The 22,091-nt window shown below is 52.7% G+C and carries 17 protein-coding genes; 9 read left to right on the top strand and 8 right to left on the bottom strand.

The features are described 5' to 3' along the window. Positions 1–48 precede the first annotated feature (48 nt). Positions 49–1,704 (bottom strand): alpha/beta fold hydrolase, encoded by a 1,656-nt coding sequence (locus ACJJIT_RS10225; RefSeq protein WP_444898292.1) that lies wholly within the window; start codon positions 1,702–1,704, stop codon positions 49–51. 52 nt (positions 1,705–1,756) lie between these two features. Beyond that, complete coding sequence (locus ACJJIT_RS10220) at positions 1,757–2,374, bottom strand: trimeric intracellular cation channel family protein (protein WP_252085742.1); 618 nt, start codon at positions 2,372–2,374, stop codon at positions 1,757–1,759. Between the two features lie 267 nt (positions 2,375–2,641). On the opposite strand from ACJJIT_RS10220, the gene ACJJIT_RS10215 reads away from it, so the two are divergent. Continuing rightward, a complete protein-coding gene (locus ACJJIT_RS10215) occupies positions 2,642–3,523 on the top strand; it encodes a DMT family transporter (RefSeq protein ID WP_444898291.1) in 882 nt (293 codons plus the stop codon). 75 nt (positions 3,524–3,598) lie between these two features. Here ACJJIT_RS10215 and ACJJIT_RS10210 read toward each other — a convergent pair whose 3' ends face one another. Next, positions 3,599–4,783, bottom strand: a complete 1,185-nt coding sequence (locus tag ACJJIT_RS10210) for an acyl-CoA dehydrogenase (RefSeq protein ID WP_444885105.1) — start codon at positions 4,781–4,783, stop codon at positions 3,599–3,601. Positions 4,784–5,096: 313 nt separating this feature from the next. Here ACJJIT_RS10210 and ACJJIT_RS10205 point away from each other — a divergent pair, with 313 nt between their 5' ends. Genes ACJJIT_RS10205 through ACJJIT_RS10195 form a run of 3 tightly spaced genes read left to right on the top strand, consistent with a single transcriptional unit; the run spans position 5,097 to position 10,913 of the window. Then, positions 5,097–6,533 (top strand): efflux transporter outer membrane subunit, encoded by a 1,437-nt coding sequence (locus tag ACJJIT_RS10205; RefSeq protein WP_444898290.1) that lies wholly within the window; start codon positions 5,097–5,099, stop codon positions 6,531–6,533. After that, the gene (locus tag ACJJIT_RS10200; RefSeq protein ID WP_444898289.1) at positions 6,533–7,771 is read left to right on the top strand and encodes an efflux RND transporter periplasmic adaptor subunit; all 1,239 of its coding nucleotides are present in this window, start codon (positions 6,533–6,535) and stop codon (positions 7,769–7,771) included. The genes ACJJIT_RS10205 and ACJJIT_RS10200 overlap by 1 nt, the downstream gene beginning before the upstream one ends. Continuing rightward, positions 7,764–10,913: an efflux RND transporter permease subunit gene (locus tag ACJJIT_RS10195; RefSeq protein WP_444898288.1), complete on the top strand. Its 3,150-nt coding sequence runs from the start codon at positions 7,764–7,766 to the stop codon at positions 10,911–10,913. The genes ACJJIT_RS10200 and ACJJIT_RS10195 overlap by 8 nt, the downstream gene beginning before the upstream one ends. On the opposite strand, the gene ACJJIT_RS10190 is transcribed toward ACJJIT_RS10195, so the two are convergent. The 3 genes from ACJJIT_RS10190 to phhA all read right to left on the bottom strand — a co-directional run bounded on the left by ACJJIT_RS10190 (position 10,910) and on the right by phhA (position 13,728). Continuing rightward, positions 10,910–12,079, bottom strand: a complete 1,170-nt coding sequence (locus ACJJIT_RS10190; protein ID WP_252085748.1) for a cation:proton antiporter — start codon at positions 12,077–12,079, stop codon at positions 10,910–10,912. The two genes, ACJJIT_RS10195 and ACJJIT_RS10190, sit on opposite strands and share 4 nt — an antisense overlap. Before the next feature lie 66 nt (positions 12,080–12,145). After that, entirely contained in the window at positions 12,146–12,781 is a 636-nt protein-coding gene (locus ACJJIT_RS10185) for an Lrp/AsnC family transcriptional regulator (RefSeq protein ID WP_444898287.1), read from the bottom strand. A 140-nt stretch (positions 12,782–12,921) separates the two neighbouring features. Then, a complete protein-coding gene (gene phhA / locus ACJJIT_RS10180; protein WP_444900879.1) occupies positions 12,922–13,728 on the bottom strand; it encodes a phenylalanine 4-monooxygenase in 807 nt (268 codons plus the stop codon). Positions 13,729–13,923: 195 nt separating this feature from the next. Between phhA and ACJJIT_RS10175 the strand changes: the two genes are divergently transcribed. After that, entirely contained in the window at positions 13,924–15,348 is a 1,425-nt protein-coding gene (locus ACJJIT_RS10175; RefSeq protein ID WP_444900878.1) for a TyrR/PhhR family helix-turn-helix DNA-binding protein, read from the top strand. A gap of 6 nt (positions 15,349–15,354) precedes the next feature. On the opposite strand, the gene ACJJIT_RS10170 is transcribed toward ACJJIT_RS10175, so the two are convergent. After that, entirely contained in the window at positions 15,355–15,672 is a 318-nt protein-coding gene (locus ACJJIT_RS10170; RefSeq protein WP_252085752.1) for a DUF962 domain-containing protein, read from the bottom strand. Between the two features lie 141 nt (positions 15,673–15,813). Here ACJJIT_RS10170 and ACJJIT_RS10165 point away from each other — a divergent pair, with 141 nt between their 5' ends. Both ACJJIT_RS10165 and ACJJIT_RS10160 read left to right on the top strand, forming a co-directional pair. Further along, on the top strand, positions 15,814–17,037 hold the full coding sequence (locus ACJJIT_RS10165; RefSeq protein WP_444900877.1) for a CaiB/BaiF CoA transferase family protein: 1,224 nt from the start codon (positions 15,814–15,816) through the stop codon (positions 17,035–17,037). A gap of 181 nt (positions 17,038–17,218) precedes the next feature. Further along, a complete protein-coding gene (locus ACJJIT_RS10160; protein ID WP_444900876.1) occupies positions 17,219–17,584 on the top strand; it encodes a VOC family protein in 366 nt (121 codons plus the stop codon). Positions 17,585–17,853: 269 nt separating this feature from the next. Here ACJJIT_RS10160 and ACJJIT_RS10155 read toward each other — a convergent pair whose 3' ends face one another. Further along, entirely contained in the window at positions 17,854–18,681 is an 828-nt protein-coding gene (locus ACJJIT_RS10155) for a hypothetical protein (RefSeq protein ID WP_444900875.1), read from the bottom strand. 963 nt (positions 18,682–19,644) lie between these two features. On the opposite strand from ACJJIT_RS10155, the gene ACJJIT_RS10150 reads away from it, so the two are divergent. Both ACJJIT_RS10150 and ACJJIT_RS10145 read left to right on the top strand, forming a co-directional pair. Beyond that, positions 19,645–21,042: a tryptophanase gene (locus tag ACJJIT_RS10150; RefSeq protein ID WP_444900874.1), complete on the top strand. Its 1,398-nt coding sequence runs from the start codon at positions 19,645–19,647 to the stop codon at positions 21,040–21,042. Between the two features lie 353 nt (positions 21,043–21,395). Beyond that, entirely contained in the window at positions 21,396–22,064 is a 669-nt protein-coding gene (locus tag ACJJIT_RS10145) for a TetR/AcrR family transcriptional regulator (protein WP_444885096.1), read from the top strand. Positions 22,065–22,091: the final 27 nt, after the last annotated feature.

Below are 22,091 nucleotides of genomic sequence, written 5' to 3'. Positions count from 1 at the left end.
CAATCCTTGATACCGCTTTTGTCGTGTAACTTCAGCTGTTGTCTTTGGTTATTGGCCGCTTTCCGGGGCTGGGACTTCTGCTGCTTGGGGTTCAACGGCCTGCTGTTCGGCTTCTTGCTGGGACTCAGACTCTTCTTCGGTAGAAATCTGGTCTGCCAGCTCTGCTTTGCGGCAAGTCATGGTGGTTTCGGTTTGATCTTCTGCGGGGTTGTCGAGAAAGCGCGCTACAGCCCGCTCCGCGCAGTTGCTTGCGGAAATAATATCGTGAGCCAGGTTGGGAAATAGCAGCCATTGGTGATTCGGTAGCTCTTTGCGTGCGATATCGACATCATCTGCAGCCAGTACCGGATCCAGGCCGCCGTGTAACACTATCACTGGAACTGGGGTGGAGATGGCTTCTGACTCAGTGAGAGGAGCAGAGGGGATTGCCCAGATGCGGCATTGTAGCTGCAGCAAATTTAAATCTGATCGCACGGCGCCACCGAGGATGCCGGTGTCTTCGGCGCTCTCGCGGGCCTCGTCGAAATCGACAAAGGGGGCTTCCTCATAGCAGAAATGGCTGACTCCGGCGGCATCGCCGAAGTAGGGGTCCAATACGATCTCCATAAAGTGCCCTATGGCCTTTTGTGCGGGCTTCAGACCTTCATCGCCACTGTTTTCCAGGCCCTCAATGAGTTTTGGTAATTCACTGTAAAAGTTCTCGTTGTATAGGGCCTGGAACAGTACCCGCAGCAAGCGTTGGCCAGTGAGTACAAAGGGATAGGGCTGGTTGGAATAGCGGTGTTTGATGGAGATCGTACGTGGCTCTTCATCCAGGGTTTGCACCAGATTTTCCAGGCGGCGGCGCAAGTCTGGGTAGCGGCTGTTGCATTTCGCATCTTCAATACAGTGCTTGAGGCCGCGCTCGTAAGCTGCCAGTGAATCTTGTGCCAACTGTTGGGTGTAGACAATATTAGGAAAGACGGCGCTGTTGAGTACCAAGGCGCGGGTTGAATCGGGGAAATCCCGCGCATAGGTGAGGGCATAGCGAGAGGAGTAGGAAACGCCGTAGAGGTCGAGTTTATCGATTTTTAACCTCTTGCGGAGTTCATCTACATCCCGCGCAATCACCGAGCTGTTGTACTGCGCCATATCTGCGCCCTTGCTCAGGCGGCTATAGCAGCGCTCCATACTGAAGGCGAAGACTCGCGCTTCTTCTTCCGGGGAGAGGTTGCGTTGGAAAGCTGTCTGCGCATCTTCGATAAATTCGCTGCAGGTAAGGCGCGGCCTTGCCATGCCGGTGCCGCGCGGGTCTAGCACAATCAGGTCGCGCCCATCCTCTACAGTCATGGCGGCGTAATTCAGCCACAGCCAATCGCTGGCGTTTTCCGGTTCCAGGCCCATGCTGGCACCGGGGCCACCCGCCCCGAGATGCAGCAGCGGGGCCTTGTTTGGCGCTGGATTTTTGGCGCGAAAGCGTATAACCGGGAAGCGGATTTTGCGCCTTTCTGGATGGGCGTAATCCTCCGGTACCTCCATCATGAAGCACTGAGTGGCGGGCCAGCTGTCGTCTGTTTTGAACCAGCAGGATCTGGGGTATAGGTGGGTATAACTTCTGGGCTTTTTCGCTGTGGGGGAAGTTGCCCCCTGTTCAGACCGATCACAGGCACTCATCAGCAGGCCGATCAAAATGATGGAGGCGGTCAGTGGGCGGAAGTTTCGCACTAAGAGTATTCCTGTGAGCCGAAAAAGTTCTGGGTTTTGTAAATTGAGCCGCTCAATGATTGCCAAATCGGGCAATGGGAGCGGATAGATTCCATCGCAAGGCCGCTAAGCGAATTGACAAGGTCACCACTACAGCGATGGCAATCACCAGATCCCCCGGCAACTTGCCACTGGCATCCAAGGCAACTAATACAGCGGCGCCGGTAAGAGCTGCTGTGGCATAGATCTCCCGGCGCAAGAGCAATGGGATATCGCCGGAAAGTACATCGCGAATTACTCCTCCGAAGGTGGCGGTCATCATGCCCATTACGATCGCAATAGTGGCGGAATAGCCAAGTTCTAAACCTTTCTGCGTGCCGATTACTACAAACACCGAGAGGCCGATAGCGTCTGCCACCATCAGCAGGCGCATGGGTACCTGTAGATAGCGTATCAGGTAAAAACTAATTACACCGGTCGCGACAGCAATCCACAAATAGTAGGTGTCCTGCAGCCAAAATACGGGGATATTGAGGATGATGTCCCGGATGGTGCCGCCTCCCGTAGAGGTAACACAGGCGAGTACTACTGCGCCAAATAAATCCATCTGCTTGTGACCTGCAGCGAGTACGCCACTAAAGGCAAAGACTGCGATACCGATCATATCGAACCAATGCAGCAGCTCATCCATATCATCATTACATCCTGGAATTGGCGGGCAGGGGAGAATAGCACTTCTATTTAAGCAAAGGGAATCGTCTACTTTGCCGCTGGAGAGAAGTGTGAGGTCGTGCAGAGTGGGGCATTAGAGCAATTCCGTTAGTGGTTGCTATGTTTGGCAAAGCGGGGAGTTGTTTTCTTCCGTTCCAAAAATTTTTACCCCCCTATAAACGCTAAAAAGAGAGCCTGCTGAAGTGGCAGCGAAACAGGCAGAAGCGCAGGATGGATAACTCTTAACATGCCAATTCATAGCATTTTAAAAGCACTGGCTTGTGTATTCATCATTGGTATGGCCTATCCGATTGTTAAGTTGGCTCTCAGTGATGTTCCCCCTTTGATGCTCACGGCGATGAGATATGCCTTGGCGTCTATACCATTTGTTTGGTTTTTCCCTTTTCCGAAAACCTCAGTATGGAATGTTGTCCTGATCGGCGTATTTTTACAGCTTCTCACTACGGGACTGGTTTACTTGGCGATGCGTGCTGATGCGCAGGCAGGAATTGCCTCGCTGTTGGTGCAGTCACAAGTGATTTTCACCTTAATTTTCAGTATCTGCTTTTTTGCGGAAAAAATAAGTTGGCAGCAGCTTGTGGGTCTGTTGATCGCGGCTGCTGGCTTTACATTGTTTTTCATTGATGCCGATAAGGGAGGGGCCACAACACAGAAAGGTTTTTTGCTCTTGATGGGCTCGGGTATGGCTTGGGCCATCGCTAATCTGGCTTTGAAAAGAATGCGGGGAGTAAATTTATTCCATCTGATGGTCTGGGCATCGCTGGTGCCGCCAATTCCTCTATTCGTATTGTCCTATTTCTTGGAAACTCGAAAGCCCGTTCAGCATTTACTGGAGGCCTCGCCAATAGCCTGGGGTGCGATCCTCTATCAAAGCTTATTCCTTACGTTGCTTGCTTATGTTTGGTGGGGGGACTTGATTAGGCGTTATTCAGCTGCTTTTGTTGCCCCCTTTGGGCTGCTGGTACCGGTATTTGGTTTGATGGGATCCTGGGTGATTTTAGGCGAATCGATGGATGCGATGGAGTGGGGTGCATCTCTATTGGTTTTTATCGGAATTGCTTTTTGTGTGATTAATGTGCAGGCGATAGAGGCACAGGCCAGGCAATAGCAGTGCGCTAAAAGGGAGAAAAGTTTACTGTGAGCGCGCCACCCGCGTATGCCGCGGGTGGCGCCCGGTGAGGCGTTAGACGAACGCCTGTAGGCCGGTTTGGGCACGGCCCAGAATCAGGGCGTGAACATCGTGGGTGCCCTCGTAGGTATTTACCGCTTCCAGGTTCATCACATGGCGAATCACGTGGAACTCGTCGGAGATACCATTGCCGCCGTGCATATCGCGGGAAATGCGGGCGATATCCAGGGCCTTGCCGCAGTTATTGCGTTTCACTAGGGAGATCATGGTGGGGTCGAACTGCTTGTTCTCATCCATGATGCGGCCAACGCGCAGGGAAGCCTGCAGACCCAGGGTGATTTCGGTTTGCATGTCGGCCAGCTTCTTCTGGAACAGCTGGGTTTGAGCCAGTGGGCGGTTGAACTGCTTGCGGTCCAGGCCGTACTGGCGCGCTGCGTGCCAGCAGAACTCACCGGCACCCATGGCGCCCCAGGAAATACCGTAGCGGGCGCGATTCAGACAGCCGAAGGGGCCGCGCAGTCCGCCAATTTCGGGGAACTTGTTTTCTTCGGGTACGAAGACATTGTCCATCACGATCTCGCCGGTGATGGAGGCGCGCAGGGAGAACTTGCCCTCAATCTTCGGCGCGCTCAGGCCTTCCATCCCCTTCTCTAGTACGAAACCGCGAATGATGTCTTCGTCATCTTTGGCCCAAACCACGAATACATCGGCAATGGGGCTGTTGGTGATCCACATCTTGGCGCCGCTGATACGGTAGCCGCCGTCTACTTTTTTGGCGCGGGTTTTCATACCGCCGGGATCGGAACCTGCATCCGGCTCGGTCAGACCAAAACAGCCAACCCACTCACCGCTGGCCAGTTTGGGCAGGTACTTCTGCTTCTGCTCTTCGCTGCCGTAGGCGTAGATCGGGTGCATTACCAGGCTGGATTGCACGCTCATTGCGGAGCGGTAGCCAGAGTCCACCCGCTCGACTTCGCGGGCTACCAGGCCGTAGGAAACGTAGTTGAGACCGGCACAGCCGTAGCCTTCGATGGTGGAGCCCAGCAGGCCCAGCTCGCCCATTTCGCTCATGATTTCACGGTCGAAAATCTCGTGGCGGTTGGCCTCCAAGACCCTCGGCATCAGCTTGTTCTGACAGTATTCGCGTGCGGCATCGCGCACCATGCGTTCTTCGTCGGTCAACTGCTGGTCCAGCAGCAGGATGTCGTCCCAGTGGGCGAGTGGCTGATGTTTACTCATGGCTAGTCTCTTCTACTTCTTCCGTTATTAATCGGCACCGGGGTTTGTCGCCAATCCGGCAAAAGTTGCCGAATCTTGAAAGGGACATTGGCAAGCATCCCGCGGCAAAACCCAGTGACCATTCAGTTTATTGTGGCGCATCATACCTAAGTAGCTGCGATGGGGCACTCCCAACGGCAGCAAAATTTAGACTGGTTTGAGCATGGCTGTGTAAACAAGGGTAAAACGCCTTGCGAGCTATTTTTGTCGGAAGATAATGGGCGCAATAATTCTCTGTTTTTCCTGTTTTTAAATACTTTTCCGGTGATTTTTCTTGGGCTTTTACCGTGTTTTGGCAATTTGTGTTCCACTGCTGGCCAGCTGTTCCTCTCAGCCCCTTGAGACTGTCGAGCCGCAGGATATTTTGTCTCTGCCGCAGACATTCAGCGCCTCGGGTACTGAGGAGGCCGATGTCCGGTGGTGGCGAGGGTTTGAAGATTCACAGCTCGACCAGCTGGTAGAACTGTCTCTGCGGGATAATCCCAGCTTGCAGGCCAGCTATTGGCGCCTGCGCCAAGCTGCGGCGGTGGCCCGTGGAGCCCGTTCAGGGCTGTTCCCCCGAGTGACTGCCCAAATAGAAAATACCGAGCAGCGCTACTCCTCTGGGGAATTTACCGACCCTTCCAACGAGGGTAACAGCTGGAGTACCCGTATCGCTGCCAGTTATGAGCTGGATCTCTGGGGACGCGTGCGCGCCGGAGCCAGCGCGGCTGAGGCAGGCCTTCAGGCCCAGCAGCAAAATCTACAGACTGCCGCTCTGAGCCTCGCGGCGGAAGTCTCCTCAACCTGGTTGCAGCTGTGCGAACAGTGGGGTCAGCACAACTTACTGCTGCAGCAGCTGGAAATTAATCGGAAGTCTCTCAGGGTGCTGGAGTCGCGTTTTGCACGCGGGGTCAGCGACGCCGCCGATGTGCTGCAGCAGCGCCAGTTGGTGCAGCGCTCTGAGCAGGAGCTGGAACAGACAGGCGCCGATATTGAAGTGCTCAAGGTGCAACTGGCCACTTTACTGGGCATTAATCCGGATCAGTTGAGTGGATATATCCACAAAGAGGCGAGTCTGCCGTTTTTGCCGGCCCTGCCTGATACAGGCATCCCATCGCAACTGTTGCTACGGCGACCAGATGTACGGGAAACCCAGCGCAAGCTGGTGCAGGATTACCACTTGGCGGATCAGGCCTGGGCGGACAGGCTGCCCGTACTGAGTCTATCCGCTGTGGCCAGTAACGGTACCAGCCTCATCAGTGATATTACCGAGAACTGGCTGTTGGCTATCGCCGCCTCCCTGGAAGGGGTGATCTTCGATGGCGGTGCGCTCAGTTCCGCAAGGCAGCAACAGGATGCGGCTTTGCAGGAACGTTGGGCGCTATATCGAGAAACCGTGAACCAGGCACTGTCAGAAGTCGAGCAGGCCCTGATTCGCGAAGGTGCCTTGAATCGGGAACTCGAACATCTGCGAGAACGAAAGCGTTTATCCGACCTGATCGTGCAGCGGCGCAACCGTGCCTATACACGCGGTGCTGTCGATTTTCTCAATCTGCTGACGGCTACCACCGAGCAGCAGAGCCTGGCTCGTGAGGTGTTGTCTGCCGAACGCCAGCTGCTGCAAAACCGAGTCACCTTATATCGCGCACTGTCCGGGGGGCTGCCGCAGCAAGACCTGCCCGAACCGGAGCCCGCAGACCTGGAGTTGTACTTGGAGGGAAATAGTTGATGTTAAAGAAGTTCAATCCGCGCTCGCTCATACCTGTGGCTTTACTGGTGTTGGCAGCTGTGATTGCCGCCTGGATGCTGCGGGAGAAACCCACAGTCTCTCGCGGTGAGCGCAAGATGCCACCGCCGGCTGTGGATGTGGCTGTGGCGGAGCAGGGGAGTTTCCCCATGACTTTAAGCGCCCTGGGAAAAGTGACCGCGCGCGAATTGGCGGAGTTGCAGCCTTTGGTAGACGGGCAGGTGGAATGGCTCGACTACGATCTGGGGCCGGGCGCGGTTCTACCCAAAGGTAAAGTACTGCTGCGTATTGATTCTGAACCCTACCAATTGGCCTTGAAATCCGCTCAGAGCACCCTCGCCGGCCGGCGTGCGGAGTTACAGCAGGAGTTGGGGCAGCAGCAGGTGGCACAGGAAGAGTACGAACTGCTTGGCACTGCTCTGGGAGAAGCCGACCGCGCACTGGTATTGCGTGAACCCCAGAAAGCTGCGGCCGAAGCAGCCGTGCAGTCGGCGGAGGTCGAGGTGGCTCTGGCGCAGCGTAATCTGCGCCTGACCGAAGTGCGTGCCCCTTTTGACGCATTGGTGGTGGCGCGTAATGTGGATGTGGGGGATCGAGTATCCCCCGGGATTAATCTCTACAGTTTGGCCAGCGCTAGCCGCTTCCAGATTGCTGTTGAGGTACCTGCTAGCCAATTACACCGTCTGGATAGTGGCGATGTGGAAGTCCGCATTTATGGCAGTCAGTGGCCCGCCGGCAGTTTCCGCCATGGAGAGTTTGTTCGGGTGATACCAGTGCTTGAGGAGCAGGGACGGCTGGCACGCGTACTGGTGGAATTGAAAGATCCTCTCTCTGTATTGGACCCCTCTCAGCCGCAGCTTTTGCTGAATGATTTGGCCAGGGTGGAAATTGTCTCACGGGCTGAGGAAGCGCTGGTGCGAATCCCCCTCACGGCTCTGCAAGATGACAATCTGGTCTGGGTAGTGCGCGACAATCGTACCAGTATTCAGCCGGTTGAGGTTGCCTATACCAGCGGCGATTTTGCAGTGCTCGATAAGGGGCTAAATGGTGGCGAAACCCTGGTTACGACTCGTCTGATCACCGTTACTGAAGGTATGCCGGTGCGGATTGCCGCAGGCCCCCGTTCGGTCAAAGAGCTGCCCGCCGATGCTGCCGCTTCAGCCAGTGAGGCCCCGGGTGCCGGAGCGCGACGCCGTGAAACTGGGGGTGACAATGACTGAAGGCAAAAAAAGTGATGCGACTATTGATACCCGCCAGGGCGCTATCGCCTGGATGGCGCGCAACCATGTAACCGCCAACCTATTAATGCTGGTCCTGATTGTGGGCGGGCTGGTTTTCTCCCTGGTGGTGAAGAAAGAGGTTTTTCCTGAGTTCAGTCTGGATAGGGTGACGGTTTCCATTTCTTATCCCGGCGCCAGCCCGGAAGAGGTGGAGCGTGGTGTATTGGTGGCCGCTGAACAGGCGGTACAGGGTATTGTCGGCATTAAAGAGATGCGTGGTGCGGCCAACGAGGGCAGCGCCTCACTGATTCTGGAGCTAGAGGGCGATGCGGATGCCAATCTGGTTTTTCAGAATATTCAGCAGGCTATTGATTCGGTGACCACCTTCCCCGGTGACATTGAGCGCCCACAGGTGAGTCTGGCCGAGCGCAAGCGCGACGTATTGGACCTGGTCCTGCATGGCAATCTGGATGATCGCAGTTTGCGCGCCCTGGCCATGCAGGTGTACGACAAACTGGAGGCGCACAGCGGTATCACCCAGTTGGAGGCCCAGGGCGTTCGAGATCTGGAAGTGGCCGTTGAGATACGCCGCGACGATTTGCGGCGCTATGGCCTGACTCTGACAGAAGTTGCCCAGGTGGTAAAAAACGCGGCGGTGGATATTCCCTCCGGCAGTGTTAAATCCAATGCCGGCGAAATCCTGGTTCGGGTTACCGAGCGGCGTGATTGGGCGCGCGAGTTCGGCAATGTGGTGGTGACCCGTGGCAGTGGCGGCGGCCCGGTGTATCTGCGTGATATCGCCAATATCAGCGATGCCCTTGAGGACGAGGCGCGCAATATGGTGTTTAACGGGGAGCCCGCCGTCAGTATCAAAATCTACCGCGTAGGTGAACAGACACCGATGAGTGTCAGCGAGGCGGCGCGGGAAGTGATCGAAGAGGTCAGAGCCAGCCTGCCGCCAGGAGTGACGCTAACCATTCGCGATGACGACTCGGAGATCTTTAAAGAGCGCCTCTCTCTGTTATTGAAGAACGGATTTATCGGCCTGCTGCTGGTATTTGTGGTACTCGGTGCCTTCCTGGAGTTGCGTCTGGCATTTTGGGTGACCCTCGGTATTCCCACCAGTTTCCTCGGTTCACTGCTGTTTCTGCCTGGGCTGGATATCTCAATCAGCATGGTGAGTATGTTCGCCTTTATTATCGCCCTGGGTATTGTGGTGGATGATGCCATTATCGCCGGGGAAAATATTCACGAATGGCGGCAGAAAGGTTATAGCAATTTAGAGGCGGCTATTGCCGGTGCTCGCCAGGTAGCGGTACCACTGACCTTTGCCATCCTCACCAATATCGTCGCCTTCATTCCCTTAATGGAATTGCCCGGCTTTATGGGCAAGATTTTTGGCGTAATTCCTTTCGTGGTGGGTTCGGTATTTATCATCTCCTGGGTGGAGGCGCTGTTTATTTTGCCGGCGCACCTGGCCCATTCACGTCGGGGTTACAAGAGTCGGCGGGCCCGCCGTTTCGCCGCTCGACAAAAATTGTTGGCTCGCAGCCTGGACCGTTTTGTGCAGAGGCGTTTCCGTCCCTTTTTGAACCTTTGTGTAGCGCACCGCTACAGCACCATTGCCATCGCTATTGCCATCTTGTTGGTGATGGCGGGCTATGCGGCCAGCGGGCGTATGGGCTTTACCTTAATGCCGCGAGTGGAGCGGGATTCCGGACGCTTCGCGGTAACTTTCCCTACCGGTACCCCTCAACAGCAGTTGGAAAAAGCCAGGATGCAGATTATTGATGCGGCCGATAGAGTGCTCGAACAATATGATCGGGATCGGGTTTTCCTCGGTAGTCGTGGCCTGATCGGGGATGATGCGATTCAGGTGGATGCCTATTTTGTTGCGGCGGATCAGCGCAGTTTTTCTACCGGGGAGTTTGTACGTCAGTGGAGAAGGGAGGTGGGGCCGATAGCCGGTTCTCTCAGCGCAATTACTGCATCCGATCGCGGTGGGCCCGGTGCCGGTTCCTCTCTCACTGTAGAGCTCCGCCACACGGATACGGACATACTGGAACAGGCCGCATTACGCTTGGCTGGTGAGCTGGAGAAATTCCCCAATGTCAGCGACATCGATGCGGGTATTTCTCTCGGTAAAACCCAGCTCGACTTGACCCTGACGGAAACGGCCAAAAGCTTGGGCGTTTCTGCGGAGGAAATTGGCCGCCAGCTGCGTGCCTCCCTCTATGGGGCTGAAGCCTTGCGTCAACAGCGCGGGCGCGACCCGGTGAAGGTGATGGTGCGCCTGCCGGAAACTGAGCGGGTTACGATGGACGATATACACAATATGATGATCCGCGCCGGCAATGGCCAGTGGTTGCCACTTCTCGACCTGGTCGAAATTGAGCAGGGGCGGGCCTACGCCAAGATCAACCGTCGCGAAGGGCGTAGGGTGACTACGGTTACTGCCAATGTGGAGCCCAGCGATCAGGCAGCACTGGTGATTAACGAGCTGAATATCAGTGTGATGCCGCAACTGAAAGCGGAATTTCCCGGCCTCGGTATCTCCTATGAGGGACGTCAGGCGGATGAGCGTGAGGGACTCGCCTCATTGGGGATGACATTTATGCTGGCGATGGCGGTGCTTTACCTGTTGCTGGCGATTCCTCTGAAGAGCTATATACAGCCATTAATTGTGATGATTGCCATTCCCTTCGGTGTGATCGGCGCATTGCTCGGCCATTTGGGGATGGGCTATGGCCTCAGTATGGTGAGTCTGCTGGGTATGGTGGCGCTCGCCGGGGTGGTTATTAACGATACCCTGGTGATGATCGAATACAGCAACCGCTTGCGCAATGAGGGTGCTGATCTGGAAACTGCAATTAAGCGTGCAGCGGCGCGCCGTTTTCGCCCAATTGTGCTGACTACGGTTACCACTTTCTGCGGCCTGATGCCGATGATTTTTGAAACCTCGGTGCAGGCGCGCTTTATGATTCCTATGGCAATTTCCCTCGGCTACGGAATTCTCGCAGCTACAGCTATTTCTCTTTTGTTGGTTCCCTGCCTTTACCTGATGTTCGGAAAGGATATTCCCTTGTTGTTGGAGAAGGCGAAAGTAGCGATTAAGTCCCTAGTCAGGCCAGCGCAGGTTTAATCCCTGCGCAGTTCGTCTTTGGTGGCGATAGGGTTGGGAAAATTCATCACCACGATATAAGAGGACACCAGGAAGGTCAGGATGGCGGTGGCCTGTATCAGGTGCGAGGCCTCGCTGCCGATTAGGTTCTGGCTAAAGGCGAGTAGGGCGATCAGTAGGGAGAATTCGCTGATTTGCCCCAGGCGGAAGCCGATATCCCAGGCCAATATTTTGAGTTCACTGTGGCCACCGAGTAGATAGCGGAATACCACCGGCTTGGCTAGCAGCACCACCACGGCAGTTACCAGTGCAGGAACCAGAATTTCCGGCAGCATTGACAGTTTGAACTGGGCGCCAAGGCTGAAGAAAAACAGGATCAAAAAGAAATCCCGCAGGGGCTTCAAGTTGAGGGCTATGTACTGGGAAATCCGGCTGGCGGCGAGGGTGATGCCGGCGATAAATGCGCCGATCTCCCGCGACAGCCCCAGCGTTTCCGCCAGTTCCGCCATGCCCATGCACCAGCCCAGCGCCATCAAAAACACATACTCGTGAAAACGGTCGAAACGGCTAAATAGTGGCAACAATAGGTATTTCACCACTACCCAGGCAAAAGCTACTAATAAGGGCAGGGCCCCGAAAGATAGGGCTACTTGTCCCAGGTGCATATCCCCACTGCTGTCACTGAGCAGAATCATCAAGCAGACGATGGCGACAAAATCTTGAAACAGTAACAGGCCCACCATCAACTCCCCCAGCTTCTTGTGGTGTAGTACCGTGGTAGGCAATAACTTGATACCGATAATGGTGCTGGAAAACATCAAGGCCATACCGATCACCCAGCTCTCCATGGTGGTAAAGCCAAACAGCTGACCGATAGAAAAACCAATACCCAGGAAGATGGCGCAACTGATAATGCCAACAAAAGTGGCTTTGCGCAGCACCGAGACCAATGCCTGGGGCTGCATATCCAGCCCCAGCAGGAACAGCAGGAAAATGATGCCCACGTTGGACATATCTGAGAGCAGGCGCAGATTATCGATGACCGCAAGCCCAGATGGTCCCAGCAGTACACCCAGGGCGATATAGGCAACTAATAAGGGCTGGCGGCCGAAGAGTGCCAGGGTGGCAACTATCGCGGCGCCACTAAAAATGAGAAAGAAGGATTGGAAGAGGGAGCTGTCCGCCACAAGTCATCCTTGAAAGTGAGCGAGGTCTCATCATTATCCACAGATGGGCGAACAGCTAAACCCTTATCACTCCTGGTTTTCTGAGGGAATGGGCAGCTCAGTGGTGCTTTTGATCTGCTCCAGGGCGAAATTCGAAATGATATCGCTGATGCCTACGTGCCTGATCAACTCCTTGTAAAAGCGGTCATAGGCAGAAATATCGCTCACTACCACTCGCAGCAGGTAGTCGTAGTCCCCGGCCATTCGGTAACAATCCACCACCTCCGGTAGTTGTCCTACATGCTTTGAGAAGGCTTCTGCCCACTCCGGGGTATGCTGGTCGGTTTTTACCTGGGCGAACACCGAAACTGGCAGGCCCAGAATTTCCGCATTGAGCAGGGCGACCTTGCGGCGGATGATGCCGCTTTTTTCCAACTTCTGCACCCGGCGCCAGCAAGGGGTCTTTGTGAGTCCCACACGCTCCGCCAGCTCCTCAATAGAAAGGCTGACGTCCGATTGCAGAATAGCGAGCAGGTGTCTATCAATCGCGTCAAGTGAGGACATAGTGCTACAGCGCTCCCTTGGCCTAGGGTCTTGTGTCCCTGTATCGAAGTAGAAGCCCTCACTGGCATTGCCCTGGCGGTGGTTTGATGTTCTGGGTGGTTGGAAGGCTGGCAGGTAGTTTGCCTCTTCCTTTTCCACCTGACGTAACGATAGGCTCATGGGAATTGCGCCGGTAGTGGAATTTTCCCCAAGTGCAACTTCAATGAGAGCACTTTGTGCAAATAGGAAGTGGATGCGGGTATTGAAAGGATATGGGAGAGAGAGTGCCGGGCGCTGTGGTAGCGCCCGGCAGATAACTTTTAGGCGGCATTCTTCGGTGGGAAGCGGGGCTCGAACAAACCAAGCTCAATGGCTTCGCGCACCATGGCCATCAAGTCAATTTCGGTAAGCTCCTGCAGCTGCTGCAAATTGTTCAGTACATAATAAACCGGCTGCACAATGTCGATACGATAAGGCGTGCGCAGTGCGTCGATGGCGCTGAAGTCGAAGCGCTCTGGTTCATTACTCAGTGCATAGAGGGTTTCCTTGGGAGAGGAAAGGATACCGCCTCCGTAAATACGCAGGCCGTCTTCGGTGCTGAGCAGGCCGAACTCCACGGTAAACCAGTAGAGTCTCGCCAGATAAGCACGCTCTTTAGGGGAGGCTTTTAGACCTAACTGGCCATATTTCTCGGTAAAGTTGGCGAAGGCCGGGTTGGTGAGCATGGCGCAGTGGCCAAAAATTTCGTGGAAGATATCCGGTTCCTGTAGGTAGTCGAATTCCTCAGGGGTGCGAATAAAAGTGGCAACAGGGAATTTGCGATCGGCGAGCAGGCCAAAAAAGGTTTCAAAGCCGATCAGAGCGGGTACACGTGCCACTTCCCAGCCAGTCTCCCGGCGCAGTACAGAGGAGATTTCCTCAAGCTGGGGGATGCGATCGCGGGGCAGGTCGAGCAGCTCAAGGCCGTGCATATACTCATCACAAGCGCGACCGGGCAATACCTCCAGCTGGCGCTTTATCAGGCGCTGCCAGGTTTGATGTTCCAGCTCGGTGTACTCAATAAAGCCCTCGGCGTTGGGCTCTCGGGCCACGTACTGGGTGCTCTTCTTGGCTGCTTCTTTTTTCATGATTTTGTCTCCTGCGGCCTGCCAGTCTCTCCAAGTGTTGAAGGCTAGTGGCCCTGCCGCTGAATCCTTGTTGTTATGTGTCTCCTCTATTTTTAGTCAGAGGCCTGCCTTTAGGGGAGGCTTAGCGTGGAGGTATTGCGCCCTCCAATACAAACCTCTTACACTTTTTGTAAAGAAAACTTTACAGGTGGGCTGGTGAGAGTCGAAATAACCTGCGCTAATCGTGTCGGTATTTTGCATGAAATTATGCAAATATTTGGCGAATATCGGATTAATGTAACCTCTGGGGAGCTGGGGGGGGACAGTGGAGATAAGGTCTACCTGTTGGCGCCAGGTATGCTCACAACCCAGTACCAGGCTATTGAGAAGTCTCTCTACCGGGTTCCCGGTGTCCAAAGGGTCAGGCGCATCTCGTTGCTACCCTTGGAACGGCGATATTTTGAACTGGATACCCTCTTACAGCACGTGACCGATCCAGTGCTCAGCGTGGACCATGCCGGCCGGGTTATTGCCGCTAACGTTGCTGCTGCGCGCGCCTTCGGGGTCAGTCTCGATCGGGTACCGGGTTTACAGTTACAGCGTTTTCTACCGTTGATGCAAGTGGCCGAGCTGCTGAGAGATTTTGCGGTGCCCCGTTTTGGGCTCCCAGTTGTGGTGCGGGGTCAAAATTTCCGAGTGGACTGGTCACCGATAGCCTTAGATAACACTGGTGATGTGGACTCTTTGGCCGGTGCCGTGTTGCGTATGCAACCTGCGGAGAAAAGTGAGTTTGCTGCAGGACTTCCACGCCCTGTGGCGCTGTGGGATTTTGATTTACGCCGGGAGACTTGCCTGCAACTGCAGGACCTCTCTGAATTGAATTCTCCTTTGCTGGTTTGTGGCGAGGCGGGGACCGGTAAAACTACTTTTGCCTGTGCGGTGCATTATTTATCACCCGCTGCTGCCCGTGTAGATTGCCACCGTATTGTGCCCCAGAATGGGAAAATGGAAATCCCCAGGCATCTGCGCTCAACTGGAACCTTAATTTTGGAGGATCTTCATCAGCTGGATGGCGAGGCCCAGCTGACAATCGCCCGCCGTTTGCGCGGCCTGCCACCTTCAATACGCTTAGTGGCCACTTGTTCCGAGCCTCGGTCATTGGTGCCGGCTCTAGCTCAGCACTTTAGTGCGCTCTCCTTGGTCTTGCCTCCTTTGCGCAATATGCGACCGGGGCTACCACGATTTGCTGAAACGCTCTTGCGACAGGAGTTCCCCGATCAGGAGGCGCCTGTTTTGGCGTTGGAGGTGCTCGAACTGATTCGCCGTCATGACTGGCCGCAAAACTTCAATGGTTTACGTGACTACCTGGCAGCTGCCCTGGGCAGCTGTAAACGTCGTGGCGCCAGCAAAATAGATATTGAGGACCTTCCGGACTTAACCGTGCCGGCGAGTTTACCCTGGCGGGAATGGGGCAGGGGGCTCAGCTACAAAGAGATGATGGAGCAGCTGGAGCGATCATTACTCAGTGAATTGTTGGTGGGGCGCTCCTCTACTAGAGAACTAGCCAAGGAGTTGGGCATTTCCCATACCGCTGTGGCCAACAAGCTGCGTAAATACGGCCTGTCGGCCCACAAAAAATAGGCGAGTTCAGCGTTCAATACGCCCCAACAGCATATCCTTAAACATCACAAAGTCCCCCATAAAACTATAAAAGGGGTACTTAAAGGTGGCAGGTCGATTGTGTTCAAAGAAGAAATGCCCAATCCAGGCAAAACCATAACCAGCCAGCGGTGTAGCGGCAAACCACAGCATATTGCCTGTGCTGATCGCTGCGATCACGGTGGCAAATACGAGGCTGGTACCAATAAAGTGCAATCGTCGGCAGGTTAGATTGCTGTGCTCTTGCAGGTAGAATGGGTAAAAGTCGCGGAAAGATTCGAATTTTTGGGCTTCTATAGCAGCCATGCTATGCCTCCTTATTTTTATTGCTCCCGCAGTGTAAGGCCAATTCAATAGTCTTCCAAGCTGGGCGCATATCGGGAATATCTGTTAGTCTGCCGCAAAAATTTTCGGGGATGCACCCCGTATTAGTGAAACGAGGAAGTTATGGCAGGACCGCTCGCGCATCTCAAAGTACTCGATCTCAGTCGTATTCTTGCAGGCCCCTGGGCCGGACAGGTTTTCGCCGATTTTGGCGCCGAAGTGATTAAGGTGGAGCGCCCTGAGCGCGGTGATGACACTCGTCACTGGGGCCCTCCCTACCTCAAAGACGCCGAGGGCAATGACACCGCCGATGCTGCGTATTACCTGAGCGCCAACCGCGGCAAGAAATCGGTCACTGTAGATATCACCACGGAAGCCGGCCAGGGCTTGATTAAACAACTGGCTGCCCGCTGCGATATTCTTCTGGAGAACTACAAGGTAGGTGGCCTAAAAAAATACGGCCTGGATTATGACGCTATCAAGGCCATTAATCCTGGAGTGATTTATTGTTCCATTACCGGCTTCGGTCAAACGGGCCCCTATAAAAACCGCGCCGGCTACGATGCCATGATTCAGGGGATGGGCGGATTGATGAGTATCACTGGTGTGCCCGAAGGGCAGCCTGGTGCTGGGCCGCAAAAAGTGGGGGTGGCCGTTGCCGACCTGATGACGGGCATGTATGCGGTTTCCTCGGTGCTCGCCGCTGTAGTGCACCGCCAGCAGACGGGAGTGGGGCAGCATATCGATCTGGCCCTGCTGGATACCCAGGTGTCCTGGCTTGCTAATCAGGCCCAGAACTACCTCACCTCGGGCAAAAGTCCCGAGCGCCAGGGCACAGGCCACCCCAATATCGTGCCTTACCAGGCTGTGCCCTCGCAAGACGGCTATTTTATGTTGGCGGTTGGCAACGACGACCAGTTCAAGCGTTTTTGTAAGATCGCGGGTATAGAACAGCTTGCAGAAAATCCCGCTTATGTCAGTAATTCCTCACGGGTAATAGCCCGCGATGAGCTGATCCCTCAAATTGAGAATGCCACCCGCAAGCAGAACTCTGCCTGGTGGTTGGAAAAACTCAGCGAAGCCCATGTGCCTTGCGGACCGATCAATACTCTCGAAGAGGTCTTTGCCGATCCACAGGTGCAAGCGCGAGGTATGGTGGTGGAGCAGGATCACCCACAAGCCGGCAAAGTAAAAACTGTTCGCAACCCGGTATTCTTTTCCGAATCTGCCCTCGATTACCAGCAGGCTCCACCGGTATTGGGTGAGCACACCGAAGAAGTGCTGCGCGAGTTACTGGGAAAAGATGAGCAGCAAATTAACCAACTGCGCCGCAACGGCGTCGTGTAGTTAATACCTGGGCCCGGCAAACATATTTTACCGGGCTTAAATCACAATATTGAGTCAGATTTAACTGGGGGGAGGCAAGGAAGCCCGGCTCTTAAGGCATGCTGTGAATAGATCGTGATAGGCTCGTAAACGGTTTATTTTTTGCCTATATCTTATGAAGGAAATAGCACAGGGAAGCGTTATGCAATTGGACCATTTCAATATCACTGCACCTTGGAGTCAGCTGCTGCAGTTGCGGGACTTCTATACAAAAGTCCTTGGCCTCACAGAGGGAGAGCGACCAAGCCTTAAAAACAACGGATTCTGGCTCTACGGTAATGGCAAACCGATTGTCCATCTCATGGAGGGAGAAGTCTCTGAACAACAAGCGACAAAGCCCTATTTGGACCATATGGCTTTCCTTACCGAGGATCTTCAACCGATAAAACAACAGTTGGATTCGTTGGGTGTTGCCAGCGAGCAAAGGGATGTACCGGGCCGTAATCTAAGGCAGTTGGTATTTTTTGATCCGGTGGGGATCAAGGTGGAAGTGAATGCGTTGGTTTAGATGGTTAAAGACCCCCTAAAAGGCTTTATGTTGCTGATCTGAGATGTTTAATCTGACTTTGGAAGAGCTTATCAGTAGTTATCATCAGTCGGCTGGGGGCAACAGGTTTGTCAACGTTGTTGTCGTTCAGCATGAAGAGCTGTTGATTTTAGACTTTTCCATTTCTGGATAAAGAGTATAGATATGGACGTGACTTTGAAGGAGTATTGTAAAATAAATCCAACAAAGCCACTCATTTCCACTTTTAGAGTATTAGGGTTTAACTAAAACTATTGGTGATTGCGGTAAGCTTCCTCGAGCAGATGCTGGAGGGGGAATTCCGCAGTGGGGAATTCGTTGCCGCGCTCGTCTTTTGCGAGTACATGAATGAAGTGTTCATCCCCTTCAGGACCAGAAGTGGTAGATATGTTGAGTTTGTATGGCGCAGCAAATTTAGCTTCATTGTTAGTCATAGGGATCGGGATATATAGCTTTGCTTCCCCGTTTCCAAACCATAGTGAATCAATAACGATGACACTCTCATGGTTGTTGTTTGGGTTTGCCGTTATCTTGTCGTTTAGTGATAATCTGAGCCTGTTCCCGTCGAGAGTAAGAATTTTAATATCAGTGACTTTTCCTGGGGTTACATCAACCAATCGACCTCCGACATGAAATAATGGTTGTCCTTGGTTTCCTGGTTGATTTGCACCGATAAAACTCTCTGCTTCAGATACAAAGCCGTCAATGTAAATATTCTGATCGCTAGAATTTTGAAAATCTACACCATGCACTTCAATGTTGAGTTGGCGGTATACCCAGGTGTTGCCAACTGTGGCCCGGTGTAATCCATCAGTGGAGTTGAAATTCCTTACGGATAATTTGGACGCATTGGGGAAGTTTACATCTAGCGAGGTTATCACAGCGGGAGATGAAGGATCTGTCTGATCAATGATCAGTGTTGCAGAGTTGGCTCCATTTAAGTCGAGGCCTGGATACTGTAATGAGGCATTAGATGAAGTAATATCTTGAATTTCGTATTTGAAGGTTTTTGCTTGTGCGTCAAAGGCAGTGAAGGCTGCAGAAATAGCTGCTGTTACTAAGGCATATTTAGGAAACATATCAATCTACTGCTTAATAATTGTATTTTTTCACCAAGTGATGCTGAAGGTCTAAATAGTGAGGTTATTGGCCTGCCCACTTGATGTGTTAAATGTCACACTTTGAAATAGTGTCTCTTGAAAAAAAGAGCCTTAAATCTTGAAGTGTGAAATAAGTTGTGAGAATTTTCAGTTTTTTCAAGCGATTGATCGCTTGAGGCAAAATATCTGAATTAATTTATCCCTCCGTGATTAAAGTTATCCGATAATTTGTGGTGAGCTTACAGTACGGTTTTAAATAAGTAAATAAAGCTGGCTTCAAGGTGTGCACTGTATTTGGTACTGTAATTCCATATTTGTTAGTCTTTTGCTCTTTTAAGGTTCAATTATAATTAGATGAGCTTGAGTGAATGTGCTTCGTTATTTTGGCAGAGGAGAAACGTGTATGAATATTCATGCGAGTGAGTATGCTTTTACGGTGAGTGGGTTTAGGTAGGGCCTAGCAATGTGGCTACGATGAGCCCCGTCCGTGTTGGTTCGCTTTTGGGTTTACGCTGTTTCGATGGACCTTCCATTACTCAGAGAGGCTTTGAAGAAATGGCCGAGATGGATCCAGTTAGAATGTTAAAAGTTGGCGCACCTGGCTACCCAGAAGTTGATTTTTAAATCACTGGCGGCGTTATTACTTTGGCAGGGTAAGTAGCTAAGATTTTTCTTTGCAACTGTTATATCACCAACAATCTTTTTCATGTTTGGTATAGATGCCTATAAAAAATCGTCAAAACCATATATGTAGGGTTAGTCCACGCTACTAGTATCTTGATACCCTCTATGCCCTTCACAGGTAAGGCAATTCTACTTCCAATCACTTCTCATTCGCACATTTACCACTTCATCTGTACTATATCCGCGTTAAAAACAGCATGCAGTGTGACTGAGTCAATAATTCAGTTCACGCTGTCAGGATTGATAAGGAAAATAATGATGAAGCGTATTCCTGAGCCATTCCGCATTAAGATGGTTGAGCCGATCAAAATGACCACTTTGGCCGATAGAGAGAAGGCTCTGGCGGAAGCTGGTTTGAACCCTTTCTTGCTGCGCAGTGATGATGTCTATATTGATCTGCTAACAGATTCTGGCACTGGGGCCATGAGCGATAACCAGTGGGCCGGTTTGATGTTGGGGGATGAGTCTTACGCAGGTAGCCGCAACTATTACAACTTGTGCCAAGCAGTGGAGCACTTTTTTGGTTATAAATTAACCGTTCCCACCCACCAGGGCCGTGGTGCTGAACAGATCCTGTTTCCCGCTCTGATTGAGCGTATGCGACAGGTACGTGGTGGTACTACACCAGTCTTTATCTCCAACTATCACTTCGATACCACCGCGGGCCATATTGAGTTGAATGGTGGTAAAGCAGTTAATGTGTTGGACAACCGGGCCTTTGATACCTTAACGGCTTATGACTGGAAAGGTAATTTTGACCTGGATCTTTTGGTCGAGACCATTAAGGAACATGGGGCGAATAATATTTGTGCAATTATCACCACGGTAACTTGCAATAGCTCGGGTGGCCAGCCAGTTTCCATGGCGAATATGCGCGCAGTATATGAGATTGCCGCGAAATACGATATTCCAGTAGTGATCGATTCGGCACGTTACTGTGAGAACGCCTACTTTATCAAGCAGCGCGAAGAAGGTTATCAGGACAAGTCGATCCTGGAGATTATTCGCGAGATGTATCAATACGGCGATATGCTGACCATGTCTGCCAAGAAAGATCCGATGGTGAATATTGGTGGCCTATGTTGTATCCGTGATCATGAGGAGCTTTTCCAGGCGGTGCGTACCCGCTGCGTACCTATGGAGGGCTTTGTAACCTACGGGGGCATGGCGGGGCGTGATATGGAAGCATTGGCGCGGGGTCTTTATGAGGCCGCCGATGAAAATTTCCTGCAATACCGCATCAGCCAAGTAGCCTACTTAGGTGAGCGTTTGCGCGAGGGTGGGGTGCCCATTCAGTCTCCAACAGGTGGCCATGCGGTGTTTGTCGATGCGGCTAAGATTCTGCCGCATATCCCACCAGAGCAATTCCCCGCACAAGTTTTAACTAACGCGCTGTATCTGGAAGCGGGTATCCGTGCGGTGGAAATTGGCTCCTTATTGTTGGGGCGTGACCCGGAAACCGGTGAACAGAAGAAGGCGGATTTGGAATTGATGCGCCTGACGATTCCGCGTCGTGTATATACCAATGATCATATGGACTATATCGCTGATGCGATTATAGAGCTGCAGAATCGAGCACATGAATTGAAGGGGCTGACCTTTGAATATGAGCCGCCAGTGTTGCGACACTTTACGGCTAGATTTAAGTCTCTGTAAGTAATGGATGGCTCAGGAAATTTCTTTAGGTTTTTTCTGCTGAGTCATTTACCTCCCTAAAAGGGCCCTTCGTGGGCCTTTTTTTGTTTTTGCCTGAAGTTCTGATCTGCTGCCACGCGCTGGCTTTTCTTTCCCTGTCCGTTGGCGATAAATGTACCCAGGTGCTAAAGGCTGCACCCCAGTTTCTAATGAGCCAAGGGCTCCTGGAGTGACGGGGCAGTCTGGCAGCACTGTTTGTGTGAGTGCCTCGGAGAGCCTCTTTGTTTTGTGACTTATTAGTCTGTTTTTCATCTTGTATTCCCGGCAAATATCCAATTTAATTAATCAATCGATTAATTAAATTGGATATCAAGTTGACTAACACCACACCCAGTCGTGGCCGTGGACGCCCCAGGGACCCGGAGCGTGAAAGGCAGGTACGCGAGTCCCTGATGCAATCTGCCCATAGACTTCTTCGTGAGAAAGCGTTTCGTGATATCTCAATTCGCGAGATCGCTCAGGGTGCTGGGGTAAATTCCGCCATGATCAGCTATCACTTTGACGGTAAAGAAGGGCTGATTATCGAGGTTATACGCGGTCAGTTTATGCAGAGTGGCCCGGCATTTCTCACTATGAGTCTGGGGGATAAGGAGCCCAGTCTAGAAACCCTGAGGGATGCAATGGCTCGTATTATCCGCCTTTATATCCGTGAGCCCTGGATACCTCGTTTTATTGTGGGGGAGGTGGCCTCCAAGCCTGGTCGAATGCGCGATTTATTCACCGATAGGCTGGCATCTGTACTGGGCCCTATGTTGCGGGAGCTCTTACAAGCGCTTCAATGCGCCGGCCACCTACGTCCAGATTTAGATATTAATCTTATGCCGATTTCTTTTGTCAGTTTGGTTGCATTCCCCTTTATTGCGGGGGATCCCTTCAAGGAGATTTTCTCTTTTAGGTTGGATGAAGAAACCAGCGATAAGTGGATTGACCACACCGTTAAGTTGCTGCTCCATGGAGTGGCCAACAACGCTATAGCCGAGTAACAGTCGAATATTGGGAGATTGGTGGTG

It is taken from the genome of Microbulbifer mixtoriginis (SeqCode) (genome assembly GCF_052467515.1).
This window is presented reverse-complemented; position numbering and strand designations above follow the sequence as displayed.

Coding starts and splice junctions, on each gene's coding strand:
- ACJJIT_RS10220 (WP_252085742.1), bottom strand. CDS start 2,374: ATGGATGAGCTGCTGCATTGGTTCGATATGATCGGTATCGCAGTCTTT.
- ACJJIT_RS10215 (WP_444898291.1), top strand. CDS start 2,642: ATGCCAATTCATAGCATTTTAAAAGCACTGGCTTGTGTATTCATCATT.
- ACJJIT_RS10210 (WP_444885105.1), bottom strand. CDS start 4,783: ATGAGTAAACATCAGCCACTCGCCCACTGGGACGACATCCTGCTGCTG.
- ACJJIT_RS10200 (WP_444898289.1), top strand. CDS start 6,533: ATGTTAAAGAAGTTCAATCCGCGCTCGCTCATACCTGTGGCTTTACTG.
- ACJJIT_RS10195 (WP_444898288.1), top strand. CDS start 7,764: ATGACTGAAGGCAAAAAAAGTGATGCGACTATTGATACCCGCCAGGGC.
- ACJJIT_RS10185 (WP_444898287.1), bottom strand. CDS start 12,781: ATGAGCCTATCGTTACGTCAGGTGGAAAAGGAAGAGGCAAACTACCTG.
- phhA (WP_444900879.1), bottom strand. CDS start 13,728: ATGAAAAAAGAAGCAGCCAAGAAGAGCACCCAGTACGTGGCCCGAGAG.
- ACJJIT_RS10170 (WP_252085752.1), bottom strand. CDS start 15,672: ATGGCTGCTATAGAAGCCCAAAAATTCGAATCTTTCCGCGACTTTTAC.
- ACJJIT_RS10165 (WP_444900877.1), top strand. CDS start 15,814: ATGGCAGGACCGCTCGCGCATCTCAAAGTACTCGATCTCAGTCGTATT.
- ACJJIT_RS10160 (WP_444900876.1), top strand. CDS start 17,219: ATGCAATTGGACCATTTCAATATCACTGCACCTTGGAGTCAGCTGCTG.
- ACJJIT_RS10155 (WP_444900875.1), bottom strand. CDS start 18,681: ATGTTTCCTAAATATGCCTTAGTAACAGCAGCTATTTCTGCAGCCTTC.
- ACJJIT_RS10150 (WP_444900874.1), top strand. CDS start 19,645: ATGAAGCGTATTCCTGAGCCATTCCGCATTAAGATGGTTGAGCCGATC.